This is a genomic window from Saccharothrix coeruleofusca (assembly GCF_014648515.1).
GTDB lineage: Bacteria > Actinomycetota > Actinomycetes > Mycobacteriales > Pseudonocardiaceae > Actinosynnema > Actinosynnema coeruleofuscum.
This window is the reverse complement of sequence record NZ_BMRG01000001.1, coordinates 107,745-131,051: the sequence shown is the minus strand read 5'-3', so window position 1 is coordinate 131,051 and position 23,307 is coordinate 107,745. Positions and strand designations below refer to the sequence as shown.

Below are 23,307 nucleotides of genomic sequence, written 5' to 3'. Positions count from 1 at the left end.
GTCGAGACCTACGACGACCAACCCCCGATGGGCAGCGGCGCGGTGCTCGTGCCGTGGCCCAACCGCACGGCGGGTGGCAAGTGGGTCCTCGACGGTGTCGAGCAGCAGTTGGAGGTGACCGAGCCCGCGCGCGACAACGCCATCCACGGCCTGGTGCGCCGGGTGCCGTGGACGGTGGTCGAGCACACCGGCTCGCTGGTGGTGCTGGAGGCCGAGGCATCCGGGCCGGGCTGGCCGGTGCCGCTGCGCACGACCATCTCCTACGCCCTGGACGACCACGGCCTGACCGTGTCGCACGGCGTGCACAACATCGGCTCGGCGCGCACCCCGTTCGGCGTCGGCACCCACCCGTACCCGAGGGCGGGCAACTCCGCCACCGACGAGACCAGCCTGTCCCTGGCGGCCACCACCGTGCTGCCGGTGGACGCGGACAGCATGATCCCCACCGGTCCGGCCGAGCCGGTGTCCGGCGACTACGACTTCCGGGTCGCCCGGCTGCTCGAAGGGGTGAAGCTGGACACCGCGTTCGGCGGCTGCGAGCCGGTCGACGGGCTGGTGCGGCACGTGCTGCGCGGGCCGGAGGGCGCGGTCGAGCTGTGGGCGGACCCGGACTTCAAGTGGGTGCAGGTCTACACGCCCGACGACTACCCCGGTCGGGGCCGGGCGGTCGCCGTGGAGCCCATGACGTGCCCGCCGGACGCGCTGAACTCCGGGGTGGACCTGATCTGGCTCAGCCCCGGCGACTCGTGGGCGGGTCGGTGGGGTTTGCGCCCCCTGGACTAGATGTTTAGGCTTGCTAACTATGGATGTCGCGATCACGGGTGGGTACGTCGTGCCGGTCTCCGGTGAGCCGGTCGAAGGCGGGACGGTGCTGATCCGGGACGGTCGGATCGCCGCCGTCGGAGCCTCGGTCGAGGTGCCGGACGGCGTGCCCACCGTGGACGCGACCGGGTCGTGGGTGCTGCCCGGCTTCGTGGAGGCCCACGGCCACCTCGGCGTGCACGAGGAGGGCGAGGGCTGGGCCGGTCAGGACACCAACGAGATGACCGACCCCAACGGCGCCCGGCTGCGCGCGCTGGACGCCATCAACCCCGCCGACCTGGGCTTCGCCGACGCGCTGTCCGGCGGCGTCACCACGGCCGTCATCAAGCCCGGCTCGGGCAACGTCATCGGCGGCCAGACCGTCGCCGTGAAGTGCTGGGGCCGCACCGCCGACGAGATGCTGGTGCGGCAGCCGGTGAGCGTGAAGAGCGCGCTGGGCGAGAACCCCAAGCGCGTCTACGGCGACCAGAAGAAGCTGCCCTCCACCAGGCAGGGCGTGGCCGCGGTGATCCGCGACGCCTTCACCGCCGCCCAGGACTACGTGGCCAGGCGGGACGCCGCCGACGGGCCGTTCCAGCGCGACAACACCCTGGAGACGCTGGCCAAGGTGCTCTCCGGCGAGCTGCCCTGGTGCCAGCACTGCCACCGCGCCGACGACATCGCCACCGCCCTGCGGCTGGCCGACGAGTTCGGCTACAAGCTGATCGTCAACCACGGCACCGAGGGCCACCTGGTGGCCGACCTGCTCGCCGAGCGCGGCATCCCGGTGGTCATCGGGCCGCTGTTCACCACCCGGTCCAAGGTGGAGCTGCGGCAGCGCAGCCTGCGCACGCCCGGCGTGCTGGCGCGGGCGGGCGTGGAGATCGCCATCACCACCGACCACCCGGTGGTGCCGATCAACTTCCTGGTGCACCAGGCCACCCTGGCGGTGAAGGAGGGGCTGGACCGCGAGACCGCCCTGGAGTCCATCACCGTCAACCCGGCCCGGATGATGGGCCTGAACGACCGCGTGGGCTCGCTGCGGCCGGGGCTGGACGGCGACGTGGTCATCTGGTCTGGCGACCCGCTGGACGTGATGAGCCGCGCCCAGCGCGTGTTCATCCAGGGCCGCGAGGTGTACGCCTACACCGATGGCGAGCCCGTCGTCGCCAACCCCTACTACACCGGGTCCTGACCCTCCCCTCCCCGCGAGTCGAACGCTCAGGTACCGCGAGTCGAACGCTCAGAACCCCTGAGTTCGTCGTTGGGGCGGGGCAAGGGCGGTGCGCTCGCCGCGCGGCAGGTCGCCCCGCTGCGCGCGCTCCGCGCGCACCCCTGATGCGTGAGCAAGTACTACCCGACGGGTGTGCGGGGGCCGGTAAGTACTACCTGGGGTGCGCGAAAGCGCGGGTGAGAGCACGGAGGCGCGGGTTGGGGCGCGAGGGTGCGGGTCGGGGTGCGCGAATGTTCAGTTCGGGGTACCTGAGCGTTCGACTCGCGGGGGCGACACGCCCGACACGCCCGTAGGTGGGTGACGCTGGGGGGCGGGCGTGGTGGGCGTGTCGGGTGGTCAGCGGCGGAGGTGGCGGGCGATGACCAGGCGTTGGATCTGGTTGGTGCCCTCGAAGATCTGCAGCACCTTCGCCTCGCGCATGTAGCGCTCCACCGGGAAGTCGCGCGTGTACCCGGCGCCGCCGAGTACCTGCACCGCGTCGGTGGTCACCTTCATCGCCGCGTCCGTGCACACCAGCTTCGCCACCGCCGCCTGCCGGGCGAACGGCAAACCCCGGTCGCGTCGCCGCGCGGCCTGCAGGTACGTCGCGCGGGCCGAGTCGACGGCGGCGGCCATGTCCGCGAGCATGAACTCCACGCCCTGGAAGTCGATGATGGCCCGGCCGAACTGGGTGCGCTGCTTGGCGTAGGCCACCGCCTCGTCCAGCGCCGCCTGCGCCAGCCCCACGGCCGTGGCGGCGATGCCCAGCCTGCCGGAGTCCAACGCGGACAGCGCGATCTTGAGCCCGTCGCCCTCGGCCCCGATCAGCCGGTCCGCCGACAGGGCCACGTCCTCGAAGCGCAGTTGCGCGGTGATCGACCCGGTCAGGCCCATCTTCCGCTCGGGGGGCGCGGCGGAGAGGCCGTCCGCGACGCCGGGGGCGAAGAAGCAGCTGATGCCCCGGCCGCCGTCGTCGGACGTGCGCGCCATCAGCGTGTAGAAGTCCGCCGCGCCCGCGTGCGTGATCCACGCCTTGGTGCCGTTGACGACGTACTCGTCCCCGCGCCGGACGGCCCGAGTGGACAGTGCCGCCGCGTCGGAGCCCGCGTGCGCTTCGGACAGCGCGTAGCCGCCGAGCAGTTCACCGCCCACGGCGTCGGGCAGCCACCGCGCCTTCTGCTCCTCGGTGCCGAACGCGGCCAGCCCGTAGCTGGACATCACGTGCACCGACAGCCCCACGCCGACCGACATCCACGCCGAGGAGATCTCCTCCAGCGCCTGGAGGTAGACCTCGTAGGGCTGCGCGCCGCCGCCGTACTCCTCGGGGTAGGGCAGCCCCAGCAGCCCGCTCCTGCCCAGCAGCCGGAACACCTCACGCGGGAACCGCGCCTCCTCCTCGGCCCGCGCCGCGCGGGGGGCCAGCTCGTCGCGGGCGATCTCGCGGACCAGCGCGATCAGGTCCTCGGCCTCGGTGGTGGGCAGCAGCCTTTCGGCGGGCATCGTCGACCTCCTGGGTGGTACTGCCGTCAGTACTGTGGGACGTACGCTAGTACTGTCACCGGGAAGTGTGACAGAGTTCGACCATGACCTCCCCGCTCGCGCGTCGCCCGCCGACGCCCCGGCAGGCCGAGCTGCTCGGCAGGCTGGAGGCGCTGGTGCTCGCCGAGGGGTTCGCGCGCTTCACCCTCGACGACCTGGCAGCCCGGCTGCACTGCTCGAAGTCGACCCTCTACGCGCTGGCCGCCAGCAAGGAGCAGCTCGCGGTGCGCGTGGTCGGCCACTACTTCAAGGGCGCCTCGGAGCGGATCGAGCGGCGGATCGAGGGTGTCGCCGACGTCCGGGCCAGGATCGGCACCTACCTGGCGGGCGCGGCCGAGGAGCTGCGCCGGGCCAGCGCCACGTTCATCGAGGACGTCGCCGCGTTCGCGCCCACGCGCGCCACCTACGAGCGCAACGCCCGCGCGGCGGCCGAGCGGATCAGGTCCTTCATCCAGGATGGCGTGCGGGAGGGCGTCTTCCGCGAGGTCCACGCGACGCTGGTCGCGGAGATGGCCGGCCTGCTCATCGAGGGCATCCAGAGCGGTGTGCTGCCCCGGCGGGCCGGGGTGTCCGACGCCGAGGCGTTCACCGCACTGGGTGAACTTCTGCTCGACGGGTTGCGGAGAGAACGGAGTCAGGCGTGATCGTCGTTGCCGGTGAGGCGTTGGTCGACCTCGTGCCCACCCCGCAGGGGGACCTGTCGCCGAGGCTGGGCGGCGGGCCGTACAACGTGGCCATCGCCGCCGGGCGGCTCGGGGCGCCGACCGCCTTCCTGTCCCGCGTCTCCCGCGACCTGTTCGGCGACCGGCTGGTGGCGCGGCTGCGCGACTCGGGCGTGCGCACCGACCTGGTCTCGCGCGGCGACGAGCCGACCACCCTGGCGCTGGTCGGGCTGACCTCGGACGGGTCCGCGCGCTACTCCTTCTACGTCGAGGGCACCGCCGACCGCCTGTTCGCCGACCCCGGCCCGCTGCCCGACGGGGTGCGCGCGGTGTCCTTCGGCACCCTGTCGCTGGTGCTGGAGCCCGGCGCGAGCGCCTACGAGGCGGTGCTGCGCCGCGAGGCGGCTCGCGGCGCGCTCACCGCGCTGGACCCGAACATCCGCGCCGCGCTCATCCCGGACCCGGACGCCTACCGGGCGCGCTTCCGGGGCTGGCTGCCCCACGTCGGCCTGCTCAAGGTGTCGGTGGAGGACGCCCGCTGGCTGGCCGACCTGCCCGAGGACGCCCCCGAGGACGACGTGCTGGCCGCCGCGGGCGAGTGGCGGGCGGCGGGCCCCGCCGCGGTGGTGCTCACCAGGGGCGGCGACGGCCTGGCCGCGCTGACCGGCGCGGACGAGGTGATCCGCGTCCCACCCACCCCGGTCGACGTGGTGGACACCATCGGCGCGGGCGACACCGTGCAGGGGGCGCTGCTGGCGTGGCTGCACGAGCGGGACGCGCTGTCCGCAGAGGCCGTGCGCGGGCTGGACGCCGAGGACTGGGTGGCCGCGCTGTCGCGCGCGGGGGCCGCCGCGGCGATCACCTGCTCCCGCGCGGGCGCCGAGCCGCCGCTGCGGCGAGAGCTGGAGATGACCTAGGTCTCACCTCTCCCGAGGTGGAGGAACCCCCCGCAAGGGCTACGGTGGACACGCGCGCTAGCCACCACTGCATCCCTGTGTGATGCCGGTCCCATCTGGCAGAACCGGTCACGCCACAGCTGTGGAGCGGGGTTGCCCGCCGACTAGCGTGGCAGGAACTGTCAGGACCCCAACGGGGTGGTGCTGCGGTACGGGGCCGTCAGGTCCGGCAGTGCCGTTGTGCGAGATCCGCACGCGCCACCCCGCCTAGCGTGAGAGGGACTCCGTATGCCCGACGCGACGACTGCGCCGAACGACACCCGTACCGTCGCGCTGCGCCACCAGGGCGGAGAGCACGAGATGAGGGTGGTGCCCGCCACCGAGGGTGCGCCCGGCATCGATCTCGGCAAACTCCTGGCCAACACCGGCCTGGTAACCCTGGACAGCGGCTTCGTCAACACCGCCTCCTGCGCGTCCGAGATCACCTACATCGACGGTGACGCGGGCATCTTGCGCTACCGGGGCTACCCCATCGAGCAGCTCGCCGAGAAGTCCAACTTCCTGGAGGTCAGCTACCTGCTGATCTACGGCGAGCTGCCCACGCAGGCGCAGCTGGACGAGTTCTCCTCCAAGATCAGCAGGCACACCCTGCTGCACGAGGACCTCAAGCGGTTCTTCGACGGCTTCCCGCGCGACGCGCACCCGATGCCGGTGCTGTCCTCCGCGGTGTCCGCGCTGTCCACCTTCTACCAGGACAGCCTGAGCCCCTTCGACGACAAGCAGGTGGAGATCTCCACCATCCGGCTGCTGGCCAAGGTGCCGACCATCGCCGCCTACGCCTACAAGAAGTCGGTCGGCCAGCCGTTCCTCTACCCGGACAACTCGCTGGGCCTGGTGGAGAACTTCCTGCGGCTGACCTTCGGCTTCCCGGCCGAGCCCTACGACGTCGACCCGGACCTGGTCCGCGCGCTGGACCTGCTGTTCGTGCTGCACGCCGACCACGAGCAGAACTGCTCCACCTCCACGGTGCGCCTGGTGGGCTCCTCCGAGGCGAACCTGTTCGCCTCCATCTCCGCGGGCATCAACGCCCTGTTCGGCCCGCTGCACGGCGGCGCGAACAGCGCGGTGCTGGAGATGCTGGAGAAGATCCGCGACGAGGGCGGCGACGTGGAAGCCTTCGTGCGCAAGGTGAAGAACAAGGAGGACGGCGTCCGCCTGATGGGCTTCGGCCACCGGGTCTACAAGAACTACGACCCGCGCGCCGCCATCATCAAGAAGACCGCGGACGAGATCCTGGGCAAGCTGGGCGGCGACGACCAGCTGCTCGACATCGCCAAGAAGCTCGAGGAGACCGCGCTCGCGGACGACTACTTCATCGAGCGCAAGCTGTACCCGAACGTGGACTTCTACACCGGGTTGATCTACCGGGCGATGGGCTTCCCCACGAAGTTCTTCACCGTCCTGTTCGCACTGGGCAGGCTGCCGGGCTGGATCGCGCACTGGCGCGAGATGATCAAGGACCCGGCCACCAAGATCGGCCGCCCGCGCCAGGTCTACGTCGGCTCGCCGTCGCGCGACTTCGTGCCGATGGACCAGCGCTGACCGGTTCCGCGACGAGAAAGGCCCGCGCCCCAAGGGGTGCGGGCCTTTCCGTCCTCTGTGGACTGTCAGGGGCGCAGCGCGTCGCGCAGCCGGACCCGCGCGCCGGTGCGCAGCACCGCGTTGGCGTAGACCCTGCCGCCCAGCCACGTGATGGCCGCGATCGCCAGCAGCGCCAGCAGCACCGCCAGCAGCACCTGCCACGCGGGCGCCACACCGACCGCCATCCGGCCCGGCATCATGATCGGCGCGAACGGCGGCAGCAGCGACAGCACCGTCACCGCGGTCCCCGACGGGTCCTGGATCATCAGGTTGATGCCGACCACGAAGGCGATGATGATCACCATGCTGATCGGCGTGAGCACCGACTGCAGCTCCTCCTGGCGGGAGACCAGCGAGGCCGCCGCGGCGAACACCGTGGCGTAGAGGAAGAACCCGAGCAGGTACCACAGCACGCCGGTGGCCAGCGCCCCGCCCGCCAGCCCGGCCACGTCGAGCACGCCCGACAGCGAGGACAGCAGCACCCCCAGCCCGCCGATCAGCAGCAGCTGGACCAGCCCGACCGCGCCCAGCCCGACCACCTTGCCCAGCAGCAGCTGCCACGGCCGCAGCGTGGCCAGCAGCAGCTCCACCACCCGGCTGGACTTCTCCTCCACCACGCCCTGGGCCACCATCGTCCCGTAGACCAGCAGCGAGTAGTACAGCAGCCCGGCGATCACCAGGCCGATGGCCAGCCGCGGCCCCTCCTGGTCGTCCTCGGGCTCCAGCGCCACCACGGCGGTCTGCGCCCGCGCCACGTTCGCGGTGACCGTGGCCGGGTCCAGCCCCGCCTCGGCCAGCTGCGCGCTGAGCACCTGCTGCTTGACCACCAGGTCCAGCGCGGTGCGCAGCTGCTCGTCGAGCCGGTCCTTGACCACCACGCGCAGCGCGTCCGCCGCGCCGGTCACCAGCGCGTCCAGCTCGCCCTCGCGCACCCGCCGCTCGGCGTCGGCCACGTCGGCCGCGTCCACCACCTCGATGTCGTAGCTCAGCGACTGCGCGGTCTGCTCCACCGCCCCGGCCAGCGCGGTGGCCTGGCCGTTGAACGCCACCACGTCGCGCCCCACCCGGTCGAACAGCACCGCCTGCAGCAGCACGTAGCCCGCCAGCACGGCCACGATGACCACCGTGCCCCACAGGAACGACTTGGCGCGCACTCGGGTCAGGAATTCCCGGCGCGCGACCAGGAACACCGCGCGGCCGGGGGTGAGGGTGCTCATGCGGCGTTCTCCTCCGTCACGACGCTGCGGAACAGCTCGGTCAGCGACGGCCGCTGCCGGGTGAACTCGTGCACCGGCCCGGTGGCCAGCGCCGCGCGCAGCACCACCTGGTCGTCCGCGTCGGGGGCCAGTTCGAGCACCGTCCGGCCGCCGCTGACGTGCGCGGACCGCACGCCCGCCAGCCCGTCGGCCCAGCCCGGCGGCGCGGCGGGCGCGTGCACCACCAGCCGCGAGTCGCCGCCCGCGCGCAGCTCGTCGACCGTGCCGCAGGCCACCAGCGAGCCGCCGCGCACGATGCCCACCCGGTCGCACAGCCGCTCCACCAGGTCCAGCTGGTGGCTGGAGAACACCACGGGCACGCCCTCGGCGGCCTTCTCCCGCAGCACCTGGCTCATCACGTCCACGGCCACCGGGTCCAGCCCGGAGAACGGCTCGTCGAGCACCAGCACCTCCGGCTGGTGCACCAGCGCCGCGGCCAGCTGCACCCGCTGCTGGTTGCCCAGGCTGAGCTTCTGCACCTCGTCGCCGCGCCGCTCGCGCACCCCGAGCCGGGTGATCCACGCCTCCGCGGAGCGCCGCGCCTCGGCGGGGGACAGCCCGTGCAGCTCGGCCAGGTAGACCAGCTGCTCCAGCACCTTCATCCGGGGGTAGAGGCCGCGCTCCTCGGGCATGTAGCCGATGCGCCTGCGGGTCTCCAGGGTGATCGGCTCGCCGTTCCAGCGCACCTCGCCGGAGTCGGCGGCCAGCACGCCCAGCGCGATGCGCATGGTCGTGGTCTTGCCCGCGCCGTTGCTGCCGACGAAGCCGAACAGCTCGCCGGGGTGGACCTGGAAGGTCATCTCGCGCAGGGCCACGACGTCCCCGTAGCGCTTGGAGACGCGGTCGATCTCCAGCACCCCGTGTGCCACGGTCGCTCTCCTCACGTCGTCAACCGCCGTAGACCTGCGTCGACAGCGGCTCGAAGGGGGTGCGGCTGAACACCGCCTCCACCGGCAGCCCGAACACCTCGCAGATGCGCAGCGCCAGGTCCAGGCTGGGGTAGTGGTCGCCCCGCTCCAGCGCCCCGATGGTCTGCGGGTTGACCTCGACGGCCTCCGCCAACGCGGCTCTGGTCATACCGCGCTCCGCGCGCAGGACCTGCATCCGGTTGTGGATGCGCTGTTCGGACCCCCGGCGAACCGGACTCATGGACGAAGTGTTGCGAAAACCCAACGAATCGGCAAGCAAACAACCTGGCGATTGCGCTGAACGGCCCAGCATGAGCAGCGCCCGTACCCCAAATCACGATTCGGTGAAACGATCCGCAGCCCGGAACCGAAACGAACTCTCGACGAGTCGAATGCGCACCAGGGCAGCCAGCCCGTTGCGGTGAGGGGTGGACATGGAGCCGGACCAGTGGCTCGCCCAGTACGGGCAGAAGATCGAGCAGGCCAAGCGCGGCGCCGCGGAGGTGGAGACCCGCCTCGGCGGGGTGGGCGGCAGCGCGACCTCCCCGGACGGCCTGGTCACCGTGTCGGTCAACGCCTCGGGCGCGCTGACCGACCTGATCCTGCGGCCCGGCCTGCGCGGTGAGGACCCCGAGCGCATCGCCAGCGCCGTCATGGCCGCCGCCGCGCAGGCGCAGCGCGCCGCGGCGGGCCAGGTGGTCGAGATCATGACCGAGTTCGTGGGCGACAGCCCGGCGCTGGAGTTCGTCAAGGCGAAGATGCCCAACGGCTATTCGGGTGACGGCACGGACGCCGTGGAACCGCAGCCGGAGCTGCAGCGTCGAGACACCAGGCCCGATGACGAGTACTTCACCAACCCACCCGACGTGATGGCCTGAGCAGGGGGTAGAGGGACATGTTCCACTCGTTCCACGTCAGCCCGGAGCAGATCCGGGCGCACGCGGGCACCGTCGACCAGTTGACCCAGCGGATGCTCGCGGCCACCCGGACCGCCGACCCCTCGCTGTCGACCGAGGCCTTCGGCGTCTTCGGTTCCTTCCTGGCGCAGTTCCTGCTCAAGACCGCCGGCGCGTCCCAGGACATCCTCGGCCAGGCCACCGAGACCGTCGCGGACATGTGCCAGGGCCTCAAGGAGGTCGCCGACCTCTACGAGAACGTCGACCTGGACAACGCGTTCGGGTTCACCGGAGGAGCGCGCGGATGAGCACCCAGGCCACCACTCAGGGCCGCGACCCGGCCTACCTGGTCAACGACGTGCAGGGCACGGTCGCGGCGGTCGAGCGCGGCGACTGGGTCTCCGCCGGGCTGGGCATGGCCAACACCGCCATGGGCATCGTCGGGCTGGCCGCCAACCCGCTGTCGGGCTTCCTGTCGGCCGGGTTCAGCTGGGCCATCCAGCACGTGGACTTCCTGCGCGAGCCGTTCGACGCGCTGCTGGGCGACCCGCAGGCCATCGCCAGGATGTCCGAGAGCTGGGCCTCGGCGGCCAAGCAGGTCGAGAGCGTGGTCGCGGACTACCGGCGCACCGCCGTGGAGGAGACCCGCGGCTGGGCGGGCCGCTCCGCCGACGGCTACCGCGCGGCGGCCGCCAAGCACGCCAGCGGCCTGGAGACGCTGGCCAAGGCCACGCAGGGCATCTCGCGCGCGGCCAAGGGCGCGGGCGAGCTGGTGGCCACGGTCCGCAAGGCCATCATGGACCTGATCGGCAAGGCCGTGTCGGACATGGTCATGCGGATCATCCAGTGGCTGTCGGCGTCGTTCCTGACCTTCGGCGCGGCCATCGGCGCGGCCATCGCCGACATCGTGCAGATGGCCTGCAACTACGCCAAGAAGCTCGCGGACTTCCTGCAGAAGCTGGCCAACTCGCTGAAGAAGCTGATCGAGCTGATCCGCTCGGTCGCGCAGATCGCGCAGACCGCCAAGCAGATCCTGCAGGCCATCACCGCGATGACCAACTCCAACCGGACGGGCGGCGGCAGCGGGCCCCGGCTGAGCCAGGGCGGGGTCGGGCTGACGCAGGAGCAGCTGGCGCAGATGGACCGCAACGCGCGCGACCGGTACACCTCCGGGTCCGGCGGCGCGACCAACCCCAGCGGCAGCCACGGCGCGGGGCCGGTGGTCAACCAGCCGCCGCAGGTCGGCGGCACCGGCGGGTGGACCTCGCCGCAGCCCCACCCCGGTCAGCCGGGCGGGCCGGTGGTCAGCCCGCCGCCGCAGGTGGGCGGCACCGACCAGTGGATGCGGGCGCAGCCGTACCCGTACCCCGGCAACTCCGGCGGTCCGGTGGCCCAGCCGCCGCGGGTCGGCACCCCCGGCTACGGTCCCGGCACCCCCGGCTACGGCCCCGGCGCGCCCGGTGGCACTCCAGGGGGCACCCCTGGCGGCGGCAGCGGTGGTTCCGGTGGTTCCGGTGGCAGCACCGGCGGGCACTGGGAGCCGGGCCGCTGGGTGCCGAACACCCCCGGCGGCACCACTCCGGGCGGTACCACCCCGCCCCCGTCGGGCTACACGCCGCCGGTCTACACCCCGCCCGCCTACACCCCGCCCGCGAGCCGCGGCGCCGACACCACGCACGCCACCACGGCGGACGGCGGCGGCACGCCCACCGCGCCCCCGGCGCGGTCGTTCAGCGCGCCCGACCTCAACCTCGACAAGGCGGGCGGCGCGGGCGGCGGCGGTGGTGGTGGTGCCGCAGGTGGCTTCGGCGGTGGCGGCGCGGGCGGTTTCGGCGGTGGCGGCGCGGGTGCGGGCATCGGCGGTTCCGGCGGCGGTGGCGCGGGCGGCAACCCGATGCCGCAGGCGGGTGGCGCGTCCGGCGTCCTGCCCCCCGGTTCCGGCGGCGGCCCCGCCACGGGCGGCCCGGCGGGCGCCGCGGCGGGTGGTCGGCCCGCCGCGGGTGGCGGCATGGGCATGATGGGCGCGCCGATGGCGGGGATGCCCCCGCAGGGCGGCGACGCCAAGGACCACCAGCGCAAGGTCCGCATCGAGGGCGACCCGCTGATCGAGGAGCCGCCCAGGGCGGCCAAGCCGGTCATCGGCGAGTGACGCGGAGCCGGGGCCGTCCCACGCGGGGCGGCCCCGGCGGCCTCACAGCTCCACCAGCGCCTTGCCCAGGTTCTCCCCGCGCAGCATGCCGATGAACGCCTCGGGGGCCTTGTCCAGGCCGCCGCTGGTGACCGTCTCCCGGTAGCGCAGGCTGCCCTCGGCGACCCAGCGGCCCACCTCCCGCTGGAACCGCTCGCGCAGGTGGCCGTGGTCGCGGACCAGGAACCCGCGCAGCGTCAGGCGCTTGCCCACCGCCAAGCCCAGGTTGCGCGGCGCGGTGGGCGCGGAAGTGCTGTTGTAGACCGAGATCGCGCCGCACAGCGCCGCGCGGCCGAAGTCGTTGAACGAGGCGATGGCCGCCTCCAGGTGGTCGCCGCCGACGTTGTCGAAGTACACGTCGATGCCGTCCGGCGCGGCCTCGGCGAGCAGGTCGGCCACCTTGCCGCTCTTGTAGTTGAACGCCGCGTCGAAGCCGAGCTCGCCGGTCAGGAAGGCGACCTTGTCGTCGGAGCCCGCGCTGCCGATCACCCGCTTCGCACCGCGCAGCTTCGCCACCTGCCCGGCCACCTGGCCCACCGCGCCCGCCGCGCCGGAGACGAAGACGACCTCGCCCTCCTTGAACGCGGCCACCTCCAGCAGGCCCGCGTAGGCGGTCAACCCGGTCATGCCCAGCACGCCGAGGTAGGCCCCCAGCGGGGCGGCGTCCGGGTCCACCTTCACCGCGTGGCGCGGGTCGAGCACGGCGTACTCGCGCCAGCCCAGGCCGTGCAGCACCTTGTCGCCGGGCGCGAACCCCTCCGCGTCGGACTCCACGACCTCGCCGATCGCCCCGCCGTCCAGCGGCTCGCCGAGGCGGAACGGCTCGACGTAGGACTTGACGTCGTTCATCCGGCCGCGCATGTACGGGTCGACGCTCATCAGCACGTTGCGCACCAGCAACTCGCCCGGACCGGGCCGGGGCACGGGGACCTCCGCCAGCTCGAAGTCCTCCGGGGTGGGCAAGCCCTTCGGTCGGGCGGCCAGGCGGATCTCACGGGCGGTCATCGGCGCTCCTCAGCGGACTGTCTTGAGTGGACTTCCTGGAGTGGACTGGCGCGGCGACTCCAGCACGGCCACGCCGCGGTAGTCGAAGCCGAGCTTGCGGTAGACGGCGATGGCGTCGGCGTTGCCCGCGTCGACCATGAGGGCGCAGGTGCCGTGGCGGGTCAGCAGCGAACTGGCGACGAACGCGCAGAGCCCGGTGGACAGGCCCCGGCCGCGGTGGTCGGGGTGCGTGGCCACGCCCGCGAGGAAGCCCGCGGTCGGCGCGGACCAGGCGTCGGCGGCGACCGCGACCAGCCCGCCGTCCACGCGCAGCCCCGCCCACCGCGTCGGGCCGGGTTCGCGCGGCCACACGTAGGAGTTCGGGTTCGCCTCGCGCAGCAACGCCTCCACCTCGTCCCACTCGGACTCCGCGAGCCATCTTCCTGGGCCGGGGGCCAGCTCGCCACCGCGCTCCATCCACCCGAAGACCACCCTGGCGGGGGTGCTCAGCCGCGCGGCGAGGTCGGTGGTGACCAGCGGTCGCAGGTGCGGGGCGGCCAGGTGCTCCAGCAGGGCGTCCACGTCGCCGGGCGGCCCGTCCAGGACCAGCCGGTCGTGGCGGTTGAGCCGGGGGGCCAGCACGGCGACCGCGCCGCCGTGCGCCCAGGCGGAGCCGCCCCAGGCCAGCGCCTGGGCGGCCCAGCGGATCATGGTGCTCCGGTCGGCCAGGTCGGCGGGGCTGTGCAGTCGACGCATCCCCGCATCATCGCCCGCCCCGCCCCCCGCGTCGGCAAGTACTACCCGGCACGCCTCCGGCGGCCGGTAACCACTACCCGGCGTCGCGAACGCTCGGTTCGCGGTGCTTGGACCCTCGGTTCGCGGTGTCCGAACGCTCGGCTCGCGGGATCAGGGCTTGCGGCGCAGCAGGGAGCGCTTCTGCAGCGCCTCCTCCAGGGCGTGGAAGGCGGCGTCCATCGCGGCGTTGTACTCCTGCTGGGGGCGGGGCGGCACGGCCTCGTCCGGGGTGGGGCGCGAGCCGATGGAGGTCCACCGCTCGTCCCACAGCGCCTTCACCGCCGCCTCCCAGTACTGCTCCACGTCCGCCTTGACCGCCTTCTCCTGCTCCAGCGCGGCGGCCATGCGCTCCTGGGACTCCGCCAGCCGCTCCAGCAGCTGCCGGACCACGGCGCGGTCCCGCGCCCGCATCCGCTCCACGGACTCGCCCACCATGGCGATGGTCTCCTTGTACCGCTCGACCGCGGACGGCTGGTGCGGGTCGGCGCTGTGCTGGCCCATCACGACTCCTCCCCGGTGTCGAACGGGATGAGCACCTGCGGCCGGGAGTGCTCGAACCGGTCGAAGAACAGCCCCCGGCGCGGCCTCGGCGACCACGCCATGACCTGCTCCGGCCCGAACGACAGCAGCTCCTTGCCCTGCACGTCGAAGGCGACCCACGCGCCGATGTCGTCGTACACGCCCGGCGGCAGGCTGTTCTTCAGCCGCTGCACGCCGCGCCACCAGCCGATCACGTGGGTGCGGTGCTCCGGCCCGTGCTTGAGCACGGTGCGCAGGTGGTCCAGGCCGGACGTGCGCGTCGCCGGGTCCTTCTCCTCCAGCGCCGTGTGCGCCGCGTCCACCGCGTAGATCACGACGTAGTGCGGTTGCGGGGCGGCGAGCGCGCTGGTGGCCGCCGCCCTGAGCTGCTGCGCGGTCTCGCCGAGCAGCCCCCTGATCCCCTCCAGGCCCAGCAGGTCCGCCTCGTGGCCGGTGTTGCACAGCTGCTTGACCAGGCGGTCGGCGTGCGGCTGGGCGTCCTCGGCCAGGCAGATCACGGTGAACCTGGCCGCCGTGGGCTCGTGCTGGCGGGCCAGCGACAGCGCCGCGCTGCCCAGCACCCCCGCGGCGTCCTCGGCCAGCGAGCCCAGCACCGCGATGTTGCGGCCCGGCGTGCGGGGGAAGCGGACCCCGGCCGCGCTGCCCGCCACGTCGATCACCTGGCCCAGCAGCACGGTCGGGTTGACCTCCCCGGCGCGCAGCGCCCGGAAGTCCGGCAGCGCCCGCAGCGCGGGCACCCGGCCGCCGTCGAACAGCACCGGTTCGGGCAGGTCCGAGGGCCTGCGCCGGAACAGCTCCGCCTGCAGCACGTCGAAGGTGCCCCGGCGGGTCGCGTCCGGGATGCGGGCGACCTCGTTACCCGGCCGCACGCCCGACTCGTGGTTGACCACCGCGTGCCAGCGCGGCAGCTCCACCGCCGCGTCGTTGTGCGGCTCGGCCAGCACCCGGCGCGCCTTGGGCAGCGCGATCCGCACGGTGAACTGCTCGAAGATCGCCGACTTGCCCCAGAAGCCCTCGATGCCCGCCACGTCCTGGCTGCACAGCACCAGGTGGATGCCCTGCGAGCGGCCCCGCCGGGCCACGTCCTCCAGCAGCTGGGTGGCCTGCTGGGTGACCTGGTCGCGCTCGCCGAACAGGTACTGGAACTCGTCGACCACCGCGACGATGCGCGGCCACCGGCCCTCCGGGTCCTCCTCGCGCAGCTGCTCCAGCTTGGTGACCTCGTGCTGCTTGGCCGCGTCCGCGCGCCTGCGCATCTCGTCGGACAGGAACTTCAGCAGCGCCACGCCGAACTCGCGGTCGGTGTTGACGTTCACCCCGACCAGCCGCGCGTGCGGCAGCCACGTCGGGTCCTTGCGGCCCGGCGCGAACTGGGCGAACGACACGCCCTCCTTGAAGTCCAGCAGGTACAGCTCCAGCTCGTCCGGCGAGTACCGGGCGGCCAGCCCGCCGAGCATGGCGTAGAGGAAGTTCGTCTTGCCCGACCCGCTCGGCCCGCCCACCAGCGCGTGCGGCGAGGTGTCGCCCAGCGCCACGTGCACCGGCTCGCCGTCGTGGTAGCCGACCGGGGTGACCACGCCGGCGGCCGAGCTCTCGGTCCACAGCTGCTCGGGCAGCAGGTCGTCGAACGCGCCGAACCGGGTGCGCCGCTCCTCGCGCTTGTCCGCGATCACCGCGCACGCCCTGGGCACCTGGGCGCGCGGCAGCGGCGGGTCCAGCGCCACCGCCACGTGCTTGCCGGTCATCGTGCAGCTCGCGCTCTGGTCGGCGTGCACGGTCACCGTCTCCACCGGCGAGTTCACCGTGATCGGGATGTCGACGATGAACAGCTGCACGCCCGCCGCCAAGCCGTTGCGGGCCACCCGCTGCAACTGCTGCTGGTGCTCCTCGCGCAGCGGCTGCCGGTTGCCGAACAGCACCGCGACGTGCCACGGCTCGGTGCGCCTGCCGCCCGCGCTGACCGCGCGCACCGACTGGTGGCCCTCGACCAGCACCCCGGTGTGCACCCGGCGGATGTGGTCGGACAGCTCGTCGAGCATCTCGTGCAGCCGCGCCGGGTCGTGCACGGTGAGCAGGCCCGCGCGGGTCAGCGGGTACAGGCCGGGCAGCGAGCCGGTGAGCTGGCTGACGTCCCACACGTGCACGTGCACCAGACCGGGCTGGAAGTGGCTGAGCACCCGCAGCAGCAGGTTCTCCACCAGCGCCTCGGCCGTCGCGCGGCTGTCCGGCACCGACGCCACGTGCAGGTGGGCCTGGTCCAGCAGCGGGACCGCCACCGGGAACCGCTGGGGCTCGGGCGCCGTGCGCACCACGCCCGTGCCGATGCGCCACAGCTCCGGCACGCCCTCGCTGCCGTCGGCGGTGCCCGCGCTGCCCAGCCACGCCTCGGGCGGCCAGGACGCCGGGCCGTCCGCCACTTCGCCCACCAGGGCGGTCAGCTGGTCCGGGCCGTGCTCGGACCACTCGCGGAACGCCTCCACCCGGTCGATCAGCGCGCTCGCCAGCCGCGCGTCGAACAGGGGCTTGGCCAGCGCCCCGGCCAGCGCCGGGTCCTCCAGCGCCCGGTCGACGCCGTCGCCGCGCAGGATGACCTCGAACATGTCGCGGGCCCGCTCCTCGGCCAGCCGGTGGTGCTCGCGCGCGGCGTTGCCCAGCGCGGCGGCCACCGAGCGGCGGAACTCCTCCAGGGCGGCCTGGACCTTCCTCCGGCGTTCGTCGCGCCTGCTCACGTCAGAGCTCCGCGGTCAACCGCTGGACCAGGTCCAGGCTGCGCACGATCAGCTCCAGCTGAGCGGCGAAGCCCTCCTTGGCCTTGAGGAAACCGGGCGGCACCAGCGCGTCCTGGTGGTTGGCGTCGGCCTCCGCCAGCACCTCCAGCGCGTCGTCCAGCGCGCTCTCCGCCTCCCGCACGCTGCGGTAGGCGTCCCGCAGGAACTCGCAGCTCTGCTCCAGGGCGAGCTTGACCTCCGCGACCGACGTCACGCTAGAGCCTCGAATTGATGCTCTCGGCCTGCGAGATGCCCGCGCCGAGGAACTTCTGCAAGTCGTTGACGCCGCTGACCACCTCGGCGAACTGGGCGTTGGCCTGCTCCACGTCGGACTGGACGCTGCCCTGGGTGGCCGTGTTGAGCAGCGCCTGCGCGTCCTCGGCGAGGTCGGCGGCCTGCTGCAGCGCGGCGGCGCTCTGGCCCGCCTTCTCGATGGCTTGGGCGATCGCGGCACGGACCTCTTCGATGCTGGCCATGTCGAATCCCGTCTCCCTCTGAACCGCCCCCGCGCTTATGGTTACCCAGCCGCGCGTTGAACTTCTGCCCAAAAATTCACAGTTTAAGAGTGCCCGCCGCTGGTGGAGTGTATTGCAAGTCCACCCTTTTGGGTTAGAGCGCGCGAACGCTCACTCGGGCTCCGTCCACACCAATGCCGAAGTCGGCGTCGCGTTGAGTTCCAATGCGGTGACCCCCGTTATCGGGGGTGGTGTCGCTGACCAGCGGACCGTGGCCGATTCGCCCGACCACTCCGGCGCGGACCACCCCGAACGGCCCAGCGAGGACACTGCGTCGAGTAGCACCGACGTGGTCGACCCCACACTCGTCCCGAGGTCGAAGTGCACGCTCAGTAGGTGCCCGAGGGGAGCCACACGGGTGATCTTGCCATCCCGACCCACCCGGCTGGCTACCGCCCGCGCCTGCCACTCGGCCCCGGCGGGCCGGTCCGCCGCCACGTCCACCCGCAGAAGCAGCCGAACGGTCGAGTCCGGATCGGGCGTCAGCGCGGGTTCGGGCCCCGGTTCGGGTTCGGGTTCGGGGACCGGTTCGGGGGCCTGCGGGGGGTCGGGCGCGGGGTCGGGCGTGGGTTCGGGCGTGGGTTCCGGCTCCGGCTCCGGCTCGGGTGCCGCCCCGGCGTCGCGCCGGTAGGGGTCGCCCCCGGCCCACGCCTCGACCAGCAGCCGCTCCGCGCCGGGCACCAGCCCGTCCAGCAGCGCCGGGTCCTCGATCACCGCCCACGCGGCGGGCGGGTCGCAGGCGATCCGCGGCAGGGGGAAGTCGTCGCCGAGCGCCCGGACGAACCCGCGCACGGCCATGGCCAGCGCGCCCGCGCTGTGCCGGGCGGCGTCGCCGGTGGTCGGCTCGCCGCTGGTCCGGCTGATGGTGACCGACCAGCAGCCGGGCTCCTCGTCCGAGCAGTCGCGGGCCTGGAGGACCGACCCGCCTACCCGCCGCAGCAACCCGGCGCAGGCGGTCAGCGCCTGCCGCTCGTCGTCGGCCGCGACCACCAGTGTGATCAACAGCTCCAGGTCATCTCCAGCCATCGCGGGGCGATTGTCCACCAGGCGGGTCCTGCCCCGGCACGCGCTCCCACCAGGCCGGGCGGGCGGCGGCCGCGCGAATCACCCGAAGGATTTTCGCAGTGCGGTTCATTCGGTTACCCGATGGTGGCCGGAGAGTCGCCCTGGTTTCCTCGGAGCGACCGGGAGAAGATATCCCGGAATGGTTGCCGTGTCGCTCCGGTGAACCATTCGGAGGTGTTGAACAATAGCCGTGGAATGGGTGGGCATCGGCGGCGGTCCGGATCATCCGGCCTGATCACGTGCGTGCCCGGCGGGCGGGCGGCGTTCGGGGCGGACGCATCCGGTCGCGCTGCCGCGCCCGCACCGACTGTTGCCGCAACCTTGCGGGAACAGCGGGCAAAGGCGTCGGAAATCGCCCTTTTGCGGGTTTCCGGGGGTAGGGGTGGGGGTGCGCGGGCAACGACACGGCGAATTCGCGCGCGTCCGGCCGGTGGCCGACCGGTGACCGGCCACACCGTGCTGTGGTCCCCGGTCCGGCTGTCCCCGGTCGAGCTGGCGGTGTGCTGGTCGCACCTGGGCCTGGGCGCGCTGCCGCGGGTGCTCGACCCGGCCGCAGTCCAGCCGCGCGATTCGGTCCGCGAGGTGCTGACCGGGCTGCGCGGGCGCGGCGTCGCACCGCGGGGCGGTCAGCTGGAGCGGCAACTGCGCACGCTGGCGGGGGGCGAGTGCCGGATCGACTCGTGGCAGTTCCTGGACGAGCCGGTGCGGCTGCGGGCGGCGCTGTCGGGGCCGGTCGGCGTGCTGGCCGTGCTGCGGGCCGACCACGCCGTCCTGGTCAGCGTCCCGCACTACGCCGTGCCCGGCCAGCTGCTGGCCGGGCTGGCCCCGGTCGACCCGGCGCCGCTGCCGCCGGTCAGCGTGCGCGCCACCGCGCTGGACGAAGCCGACCGCGACCACCTCGCCGCGGCGCTGGCCGCGCGGGGCGAACCACGGTCCGCCGCCGAGCGGTGCGCGCGGGCGCTGCGCGACGCGGGCCACCACGGCCGGTTCGCGGTCACCGCGGGCGGGCGGCGCTCCGGGCGCGTGGTCGCCTTCCACGACACCGGGCTCGGCAGGCTGCTGGTGCTGCGCGGACCCGACCGGACCACCTGCCTGCCCGCGGACCGGGCCGCCGTCGCCGCCGCGATCGCCGAGCTGGTCGACGAGACCCGCGGCAGCACCGAACCACTGGCTTGACCTTGAGCAGGTCCAGCGGTGTTGAGTGGAGCCATGACGAACCACCTGCAAGGCAAGGTCGCCCTCGTCACCGGCGCGTCGTCGGGCATCGGCGAGGCCACGGCGGTCGCGCTGGCCCGCGCGGGGGCCACCGTCGCCATCGCGGCGCGGCGGGTCGAGCGGCTCAAGGCGCTGGAGGAGCGGCTGACCGAAGAGGGCGCCCGCGTGCTGCCCGTCGAGCTGGACGTGACCGACGAGGCCGCCTGCCGGGCGGCGGTCCAGCGCGTCGCCGACACCTACGGCGGGCTGGACGTGCTGGTCAACAACGCGGGCGTGATGCTGCTGGGCAAGATCGAGGGCGCGGACACCACCGACTGGACCCGCATGGTCTCGACCAACCTGCTCGGGGTGATGTACCTGACCCACGCCGCGCTGCCGCACCTGCTGGAGCGCCGGGGCGCGGTGGTGCAGGTGTCCTCCACCGCGGGCCGGGTGGTGCGGGCGGGCGGGGGCGTCTACAACGCCACCAAGTTCGGGCTCAACGCCTTCAGCGAGTCGCTGCGCCTGGAGGTCACCCAGCGCGGCGTGCGCGTCATCGTGGTCGAGCCCGGCGTGGTCGCCACCGAGCTGCGCGACCACATCACCGACCAGGAGGCCAAGGCCAACATGGAGCGCACCGCGGCGGCCATGCGGCAGCTCCAGCCCGAGGACGTCGCGGCGGCCGTGGTGTACGCGGTGACCCAGCCCGAGCACGTCGCGGTCAACGAGATCCTGGTGCGGCCAACCGACCAGGGCTGGTGAGGGGCGAGGGGCGGCGGCCCGGCGGGACCGCCGCTCAGCCCAGCTCCAGCACCCGCCGCACGAACTCGACCACGTCGGCGAGCACCTCGTCCCGGTTGGTCTCGTTGAACACCTCGTGCCGCGCGCCGGGGTACACCCGCTCCTCGAACAGCAGCCCGCGCAGCCGGTCGGTGCCGGTGCGCGTGTCGGCCAGCGGGACCAGCTCGTCGGCGTCGCCGTGCAGCCACAGCGTGGGCAGGTCCTCCAGGGCGGGCCCGTAGTTGACCTCCTCCAGCGCCCGCTCCAGCGCCTCCAGCGTGGCGCGCTGGAACGGCCCGTGCCAGACCAGCGGGTCGGCGGCGTAGCCCCTGACCACCTCGGGGTCGCGGGAGAGCAGCTTCGGGTCGATGGACTCGTCCGGGATCTCCGGCTCGGACAGCAGGTCCAAGCCCTGCCAGGTGCCCAGCACCGGCGCGGAGAGCACCAGCGCGGCCAGCCGCTCGCGGTGCTCCTGCGCGTACTTGGCGGCGACCAGGCCGCCCACGGAGTGTCCGATGAGGACGATCGGCAGGTCGGAGGCGGCCGAGCTGATCGCCGCGTCCACGTCGGCCACCAGGCCGTCGACGTCGGTGATCAGCGCGCGGGGCCCCTCCGAGCCGCCGTGGCCCGCCTGGTCGGCGGCCACCACCAGGGCGCCCGCCGCGACGAGGGCCTCGGCCACGTGGCCGTACCGGCCCGAGTGCTCGCCGTACCCGTGCACCAGCACGGCGAGCCACGTGGCCTCCAGGTTGGGCCAGGTGCGGACCGCGAGTTCCCCCGAGTGGCCGGGGACGTTGGACTCGATCACCTAAGCAGCGTAGAACGCGCTGATGTAGATCTTCCCGCCGCCGCACACCGGCCCCAGGCCCCAGTTCAGCCGCATCGGCTCGGTCTCGTCGGGCGGGACCGCCGCGGCGCTGGGGGCCTCCGGCTCGCACGGCCGGTCCACCGGCTCGTCGCCGGTGGCCACGACGGTCCAGTGCAGGTTCGCCACGGCGGTGCCGCCGGGGGGCAGGGTCACCGCGGAGGGGCCGGGGTCGGCGGTGCGCTCCAGCTGGGTCGGCACTTGGCTGCCGTCGGCGGCCAGCAGCTGCAGGCCGCTGTAGCCGTTGAGGGTGCACGGGCCGGCGCCGGTGTTGGTGACCAGCAGCTTGCCGTAGCGGTTGCCCGCCCCGGCGTCGGTGGGCTCGACCCTGCCGTCGAGCACCGCCGCCGAGCAGCGGCCGGGGTCCGTCGCCGCCGGGGGCGCGGCCGAGGAGGGCGGGGGAGGTGGCGTGCCCGCCGCTGTGCCCGCCTGCGACGTCGATGACGACGTGGCGGGCGGTGACGCCGTGGTCGACAGGGCGGTCTGGTCGGCCGCCGTCTGGGCATCGCCGCACGCGGTGAGCGAAGCCGCGAGAACACCGCACGCGACGAGCGTCCGTCGCCTCATGTCCACCTCCTGGTCGGGCCTGTGGTCTCCCGTGGTCTACCCAGAGGACGTGCCCGCGCGACGACCGGTTGGGTGGGGTGGACAGGATTTCACTTGATCGGGGGTATCACGGTCGCTTTTCGACCCAGCCCCGCGCGAGCACCGGCATCCCGGTCACCTCGGCGGCCCACAGGTAGGTCCAGCACACCCGGCCGTCCGGCAGCGTGACGCGAACCCGCCGGTACTCAGGGCCTTCGTACTCGTCGAGCACGGGCAGCGCCGCCTCGGGCGTCTCCAGCCGCAGCAGGTGCCCCGGCACGCCCGCGCCGTCGCCGCCTGGCCGCAGCGCCGGGTAACCCAGGCCGGTGTCGTGCAGCACGCCCGGCAACATCACCCGTTCGGGCTCGCCCGAGGTGAACGGCTCCACCAGGGACCACGCGCTCAGGCCGGGCTGGAGCGTGCCGTAGACGAAGAGCCGGTCCGGCCAGTCGTCCGGTGACGGGGCGCCGCGCACCGGCGACACGTCCAGGCCGTCGGTGAGCGCGGCCCGGCCCGCCAGCCTGCGCGCGCCCCGCTGGTCCACCTCGGCGCACCGCACCGGCCGCCCGCCGGACAGCAGCGGCATCCGCCGGGAGCCCGCCCCGGTGTAGGCCAGCACGGAGTCGATCACCCCGCCGTTGAACAACGTCACCCGACCGGTGTGCAACCGCACCAGTTGGTAGCGCAGCCCCCGGCCCTCGCACCGGTCCAGCACGCGCAGCTGCTCGGCGGTGGCGAACCAGACCGCGTGCTCCTCCTCGACGCCGGGCGCGGCGGCCAGCGTGGCGGGCCGCTGCCCGTCGGTCTTGCGCAGGCCGGCGGCCCACACCGCGGCGATGCCCTCGCAGCGGGCGCGCAGCACCACGGCGGGGCCGGGCAGGCCCAGCTCCTCGCGCAGCCACGTCACCTTGGCGGGGTTGGCGTTGGACCCGTAGGCCAGCACCGGCATCCGGCCCGCCAGCGGCGGCTCGCCGTGCCGGGCCAGCCACTCGTCCAGGTCCACCCCGTCGGGGGCGACCCGCCACCCCGAGTCGGCGCCGGGGTCCGGGGTGACCGGCCACCCCGCCCCGTCCAGGTGCACGAAGCAGTGCCCCGGCCGGGCTCCCGGATAGGGCTCCGCCGGGTGCCGGTCGTCGGTGAACGGCTGCGTCATCCCTTCATTCTGGCAAAGCTCACAGGGAATTCACCTTTTGCCGGACCGACCCCTTCGGCAACC

24 protein-coding genes are annotated in these 23,307 nt (G+C 73.4%); 10 read left to right on the top strand and 14 right to left on the bottom strand.

Features of this window, described 5'->3' with window-relative positions; translation table 11 throughout:
- Together IEZ00_RS00700 and IEZ00_RS00695 are read left to right on the top strand one after the other, a co-directional pair.
- Positions 1-783, top strand: a 783-nt coding sequence (locus tag IEZ00_RS00700; protein ID WP_229794856.1) for an aldose 1-epimerase family protein, incomplete at its 5' end; no start/stop codon positions are given.
- Positions 784-802: 19 nt separating this feature from the next.
- Positions 803-1,996: an amidohydrolase gene (locus IEZ00_RS00695; RefSeq protein ID WP_189221061.1), complete on the top strand. Its 1,194-nt coding sequence runs from the start codon at positions 803-805 to the stop codon at positions 1,994-1,996.
- A 375-nt stretch (positions 1,997-2,371) separates the two neighbouring features.
- On the opposite strand, the gene IEZ00_RS00690 is transcribed toward IEZ00_RS00695, so the two are convergent.
- On the bottom strand, positions 2,372-3,514 hold the full coding sequence (locus IEZ00_RS00690; protein WP_189221060.1) for an acyl-CoA dehydrogenase family protein: 1,143 nt from the start codon (positions 3,512-3,514) through the stop codon (positions 2,372-2,374).
- Between the two features lie 83 nt (positions 3,515-3,597).
- On the opposite strand from IEZ00_RS00690, the gene IEZ00_RS00685 reads away from it, so the two are divergent.
- From IEZ00_RS00685 to IEZ00_RS00675, 3 genes are all read left to right on the top strand, one after another.
- The gene (locus tag IEZ00_RS00685; protein WP_189221059.1) at positions 3,598-4,197 is read left to right on the top strand and encodes a TetR/AcrR family transcriptional regulator; all 600 of its coding nucleotides are present in this window, start codon (positions 3,598-3,600) and stop codon (positions 4,195-4,197) included.
- Positions 4,194-5,132, top strand: a complete 939-nt coding sequence (locus tag IEZ00_RS00680) for a carbohydrate kinase family protein (RefSeq protein ID WP_189221058.1) — start codon at positions 4,194-4,196, stop codon at positions 5,130-5,132. The genes IEZ00_RS00685 and IEZ00_RS00680 overlap by 4 nt, the downstream gene beginning before the upstream one ends.
- Positions 5,133-5,399: 267 nt before the next feature.
- Positions 5,400-6,713, top strand: coding sequence for a citrate synthase (locus tag IEZ00_RS00675; protein ID WP_189221057.1), 1,314 nt, complete (start codon positions 5,400-5,402; stop codon positions 6,711-6,713).
- Between the two features lie 65 nt (positions 6,714-6,778).
- Here IEZ00_RS00675 and IEZ00_RS00670 read toward each other — a convergent pair whose 3' ends face one another.
- From IEZ00_RS00670 to IEZ00_RS00660, 3 genes are read right to left on the bottom strand one after another with little or no spacing between them, the layout of a single operon-like run.
- Positions 6,779-7,969 (bottom strand): ABC transporter permease, encoded by a 1,191-nt coding sequence (locus IEZ00_RS00670; RefSeq protein ID WP_189221056.1) that lies wholly within the window; start codon positions 7,967-7,969, stop codon positions 6,779-6,781.
- Positions 7,966-8,877 (bottom strand): ABC transporter ATP-binding protein, encoded by a 912-nt coding sequence (locus IEZ00_RS00665; protein ID WP_372448507.1) that lies wholly within the window; start codon positions 8,875-8,877, stop codon positions 7,966-7,968. Before IEZ00_RS00665 ends, IEZ00_RS00670 begins: the two co-directional genes overlap by 4 nt.
- Before the next feature lie 19 nt (positions 8,878-8,896).
- A complete protein-coding gene (locus IEZ00_RS00660) occupies positions 8,897-9,157 on the bottom strand; it encodes a helix-turn-helix transcriptional regulator (protein WP_189221055.1) in 261 nt (86 codons plus the stop codon).
- Between the two features lie 193 nt (positions 9,158-9,350).
- Between IEZ00_RS00660 and IEZ00_RS00655 the strand changes: the two genes are divergently transcribed.
- Genes IEZ00_RS00655 through IEZ00_RS00645 form a run of 3 tightly spaced genes read left to right on the top strand, consistent with a single transcriptional unit; the run spans position 9,351 to position 11,961 of the window.
- Positions 9,351-9,794, top strand: coding sequence for a YbaB/EbfC family nucleoid-associated protein (locus IEZ00_RS00655; protein ID WP_189221054.1), 444 nt, complete (start codon positions 9,351-9,353; stop codon positions 9,792-9,794).
- 17 nt (positions 9,795-9,811) lie between these two features.
- On the top strand, positions 9,812-10,120 hold the full coding sequence (locus IEZ00_RS00650; RefSeq protein WP_189221053.1) for a type VII secretion target: 309 nt from the start codon (positions 9,812-9,814) through the stop codon (positions 10,118-10,120).
- Positions 10,117-11,961: a WXG100 family type VII secretion target gene (locus IEZ00_RS00645; RefSeq protein ID WP_189221052.1), complete on the top strand. Its 1,845-nt coding sequence runs from the start codon at positions 10,117-10,119 to the stop codon at positions 11,959-11,961. Before IEZ00_RS00650 ends, IEZ00_RS00645 begins: the two co-directional genes overlap by 4 nt.
- Positions 11,962-12,003: 42 nt before the next feature.
- On the opposite strand, the gene IEZ00_RS00640 is transcribed toward IEZ00_RS00645, so the two are convergent.
- The 7 genes from IEZ00_RS00640 to IEZ00_RS00610 all read right to left on the bottom strand — a co-directional run bounded on the left by IEZ00_RS00640 (position 12,004) and on the right by IEZ00_RS00610 (position 18,628).
- Positions 12,004-13,005 (bottom strand): NADP-dependent oxidoreductase, encoded by a 1,002-nt coding sequence (locus IEZ00_RS00640; RefSeq protein WP_189221051.1) that lies wholly within the window; start codon positions 13,003-13,005, stop codon positions 12,004-12,006.
- Between the two features lie 9 nt (positions 13,006-13,014).
- A complete protein-coding gene (locus tag IEZ00_RS00635) occupies positions 13,015-13,740 on the bottom strand; it encodes a GNAT family N-acetyltransferase (protein WP_229794854.1) in 726 nt (241 codons plus the stop codon).
- 150 nt (positions 13,741-13,890) lie between these two features.
- Complete coding sequence (locus IEZ00_RS00630; protein ID WP_189221050.1) at positions 13,891-14,280, bottom strand: hypothetical protein; 390 nt, start codon at positions 14,278-14,280, stop codon at positions 13,891-13,893.
- The gene (locus IEZ00_RS00625) at positions 14,280-17,048 is read right to left on the bottom strand and encodes an FtsK/SpoIIIE domain-containing protein (protein ID WP_189221049.1); all 2,769 of its coding nucleotides are present in this window, start codon (positions 17,046-17,048) and stop codon (positions 14,280-14,282) included. Before IEZ00_RS00625 ends, IEZ00_RS00630 begins: the two co-directional genes overlap by 1 nt.
- A 1-nt stretch (position 17,049) precedes the next feature.
- On the bottom strand, positions 17,050-17,301 hold the full coding sequence (locus IEZ00_RS00620; protein WP_189221048.1) for a hypothetical protein: 252 nt from the start codon (positions 17,299-17,301) through the stop codon (positions 17,050-17,052).
- Position 17,302: 1 nt separating this feature from the next.
- Positions 17,303-17,563 carry a hypothetical protein gene (locus IEZ00_RS00615; protein ID WP_189221047.1) on the bottom strand — a complete coding sequence of 87 codons (261 nt, stop codon included), beginning with the start codon at positions 17,561-17,563 and terminating at the stop codon, positions 17,303-17,305.
- 150 nt (positions 17,564-17,713) lie between these two features.
- Complete coding sequence (locus IEZ00_RS00610) at positions 17,714-18,628, bottom strand: hypothetical protein (RefSeq protein ID WP_189221046.1); 915 nt, start codon at positions 18,626-18,628, stop codon at positions 17,714-17,716.
- A gap of 480 nt (positions 18,629-19,108) precedes the next feature.
- On the opposite strand from IEZ00_RS00610, the gene IEZ00_RS00605 reads away from it, so the two are divergent.
- Entirely contained in the window at positions 19,109-19,843 is a 735-nt protein-coding gene (locus tag IEZ00_RS00605; protein WP_189221045.1) for an ESX secretion-associated protein EspG, read from the top strand.
- A gap of 33 nt (positions 19,844-19,876) precedes the next feature.
- On the top strand, positions 19,877-20,623 hold the full coding sequence (locus IEZ00_RS00600; protein ID WP_189221044.1) for an SDR family NAD(P)-dependent oxidoreductase: 747 nt from the start codon (positions 19,877-19,879) through the stop codon (positions 20,621-20,623).
- A gap of 34 nt (positions 20,624-20,657) precedes the next feature.
- Here IEZ00_RS00600 and IEZ00_RS00595 read toward each other — a convergent pair whose 3' ends face one another.
- The 3 genes from IEZ00_RS00595 to IEZ00_RS00585 form a co-directional block, all read right to left on the bottom strand.
- A complete protein-coding gene (locus IEZ00_RS00595) occupies positions 20,658-21,449 on the bottom strand; it encodes an alpha/beta fold hydrolase (RefSeq protein WP_189221043.1) in 792 nt (263 codons plus the stop codon).
- Positions 21,450-22,073 carry a DUF4232 domain-containing protein gene (locus IEZ00_RS00590; protein WP_189221042.1) on the bottom strand — a complete coding sequence of 208 codons (624 nt, stop codon included), beginning with the start codon at positions 22,071-22,073 and terminating at the stop codon, positions 21,450-21,452.
- Positions 22,074-22,179: 106 nt separating this feature from the next.
- Positions 22,180-23,244: a gamma-glutamylcyclotransferase family protein gene (locus IEZ00_RS00585; RefSeq protein WP_189221041.1), complete on the bottom strand. Its 1,065-nt coding sequence runs from the start codon at positions 23,242-23,244 to the stop codon at positions 22,180-22,182.
- Positions 23,245-23,307: the final 63 nt, after the last annotated feature.

Coding starts and splice junctions, on each gene's coding strand:
- IEZ00_RS00695 (WP_189221061.1), top strand. CDS start 803: ATGGATGTCGCGATCACGGGTGGGTACGTCGTGCCGGTCTCCGGTGAG.
- IEZ00_RS00690 (WP_189221060.1), bottom strand. CDS start 3,514: ATGCCCGCCGAAAGGCTGCTGCCCACCACCGAGGCCGAGGACCTGATC.
- IEZ00_RS00685 (WP_189221059.1), top strand. CDS start 3,598: ATGACCTCCCCGCTCGCGCGTCGCCCGCCGACGCCCCGGCAGGCCGAG.
- IEZ00_RS00675 (WP_189221057.1), top strand. CDS start 5,400: ATGCCCGACGCGACGACTGCGCCGAACGACACCCGTACCGTCGCGCTG.
- IEZ00_RS00670 (WP_189221056.1), bottom strand. CDS start 7,969: ATGAGCACCCTCACCCCCGGCCGCGCGGTGTTCCTGGTCGCGCGCCGG.
- IEZ00_RS00660 (WP_189221055.1), bottom strand. CDS start 9,157: ATGAGTCCGGTTCGCCGGGGGTCCGAACAGCGCATCCACAACCGGATG.
- IEZ00_RS00655 (WP_189221054.1), top strand. CDS start 9,351: ATGGAGCCGGACCAGTGGCTCGCCCAGTACGGGCAGAAGATCGAGCAG.
- IEZ00_RS00650 (WP_189221053.1), top strand. CDS start 9,812: ATGTTCCACTCGTTCCACGTCAGCCCGGAGCAGATCCGGGCGCACGCG.
- IEZ00_RS00645 (WP_189221052.1), top strand. CDS start 10,117: ATGAGCACCCAGGCCACCACTCAGGGCCGCGACCCGGCCTACCTGGTC.
- IEZ00_RS00640 (WP_189221051.1), bottom strand. CDS start 13,005: ATGACCGCCCGTGAGATCCGCCTGGCCGCCCGACCGAAGGGCTTGCCC.
- IEZ00_RS00635 (WP_229794854.1), bottom strand. CDS start 13,740: ATGCGTCGACTGCACAGCCCCGCCGACCTGGCCGACCGGAGCACCATG.
- IEZ00_RS00630 (WP_189221050.1), bottom strand. CDS start 14,280: ATGGGCCAGCACAGCGCCGACCCGCACCAGCCGTCCGCGGTCGAGCGG.
- IEZ00_RS00615 (WP_189221047.1), bottom strand. CDS start 17,563: ATGGCCAGCATCGAAGAGGTCCGTGCCGCGATCGCCCAAGCCATCGAG.
- IEZ00_RS00610 (WP_189221046.1), bottom strand. CDS start 18,628: ATGGCTGGAGATGACCTGGAGCTGTTGATCACACTGGTGGTCGCGGCC.
- IEZ00_RS00600 (WP_189221044.1), top strand. CDS start 19,877: ATGACGAACCACCTGCAAGGCAAGGTCGCCCTCGTCACCGGCGCGTCG.
- IEZ00_RS00590 (WP_189221042.1), bottom strand. CDS start 22,073: ATGAGGCGACGGACGCTCGTCGCGTGCGGTGTTCTCGCGGCTTCGCTC.
- IEZ00_RS00585 (WP_189221041.1), bottom strand. CDS start 23,244: ATGACGCAGCCGTTCACCGACGACCGGCACCCGGCGGAGCCCTATCCG.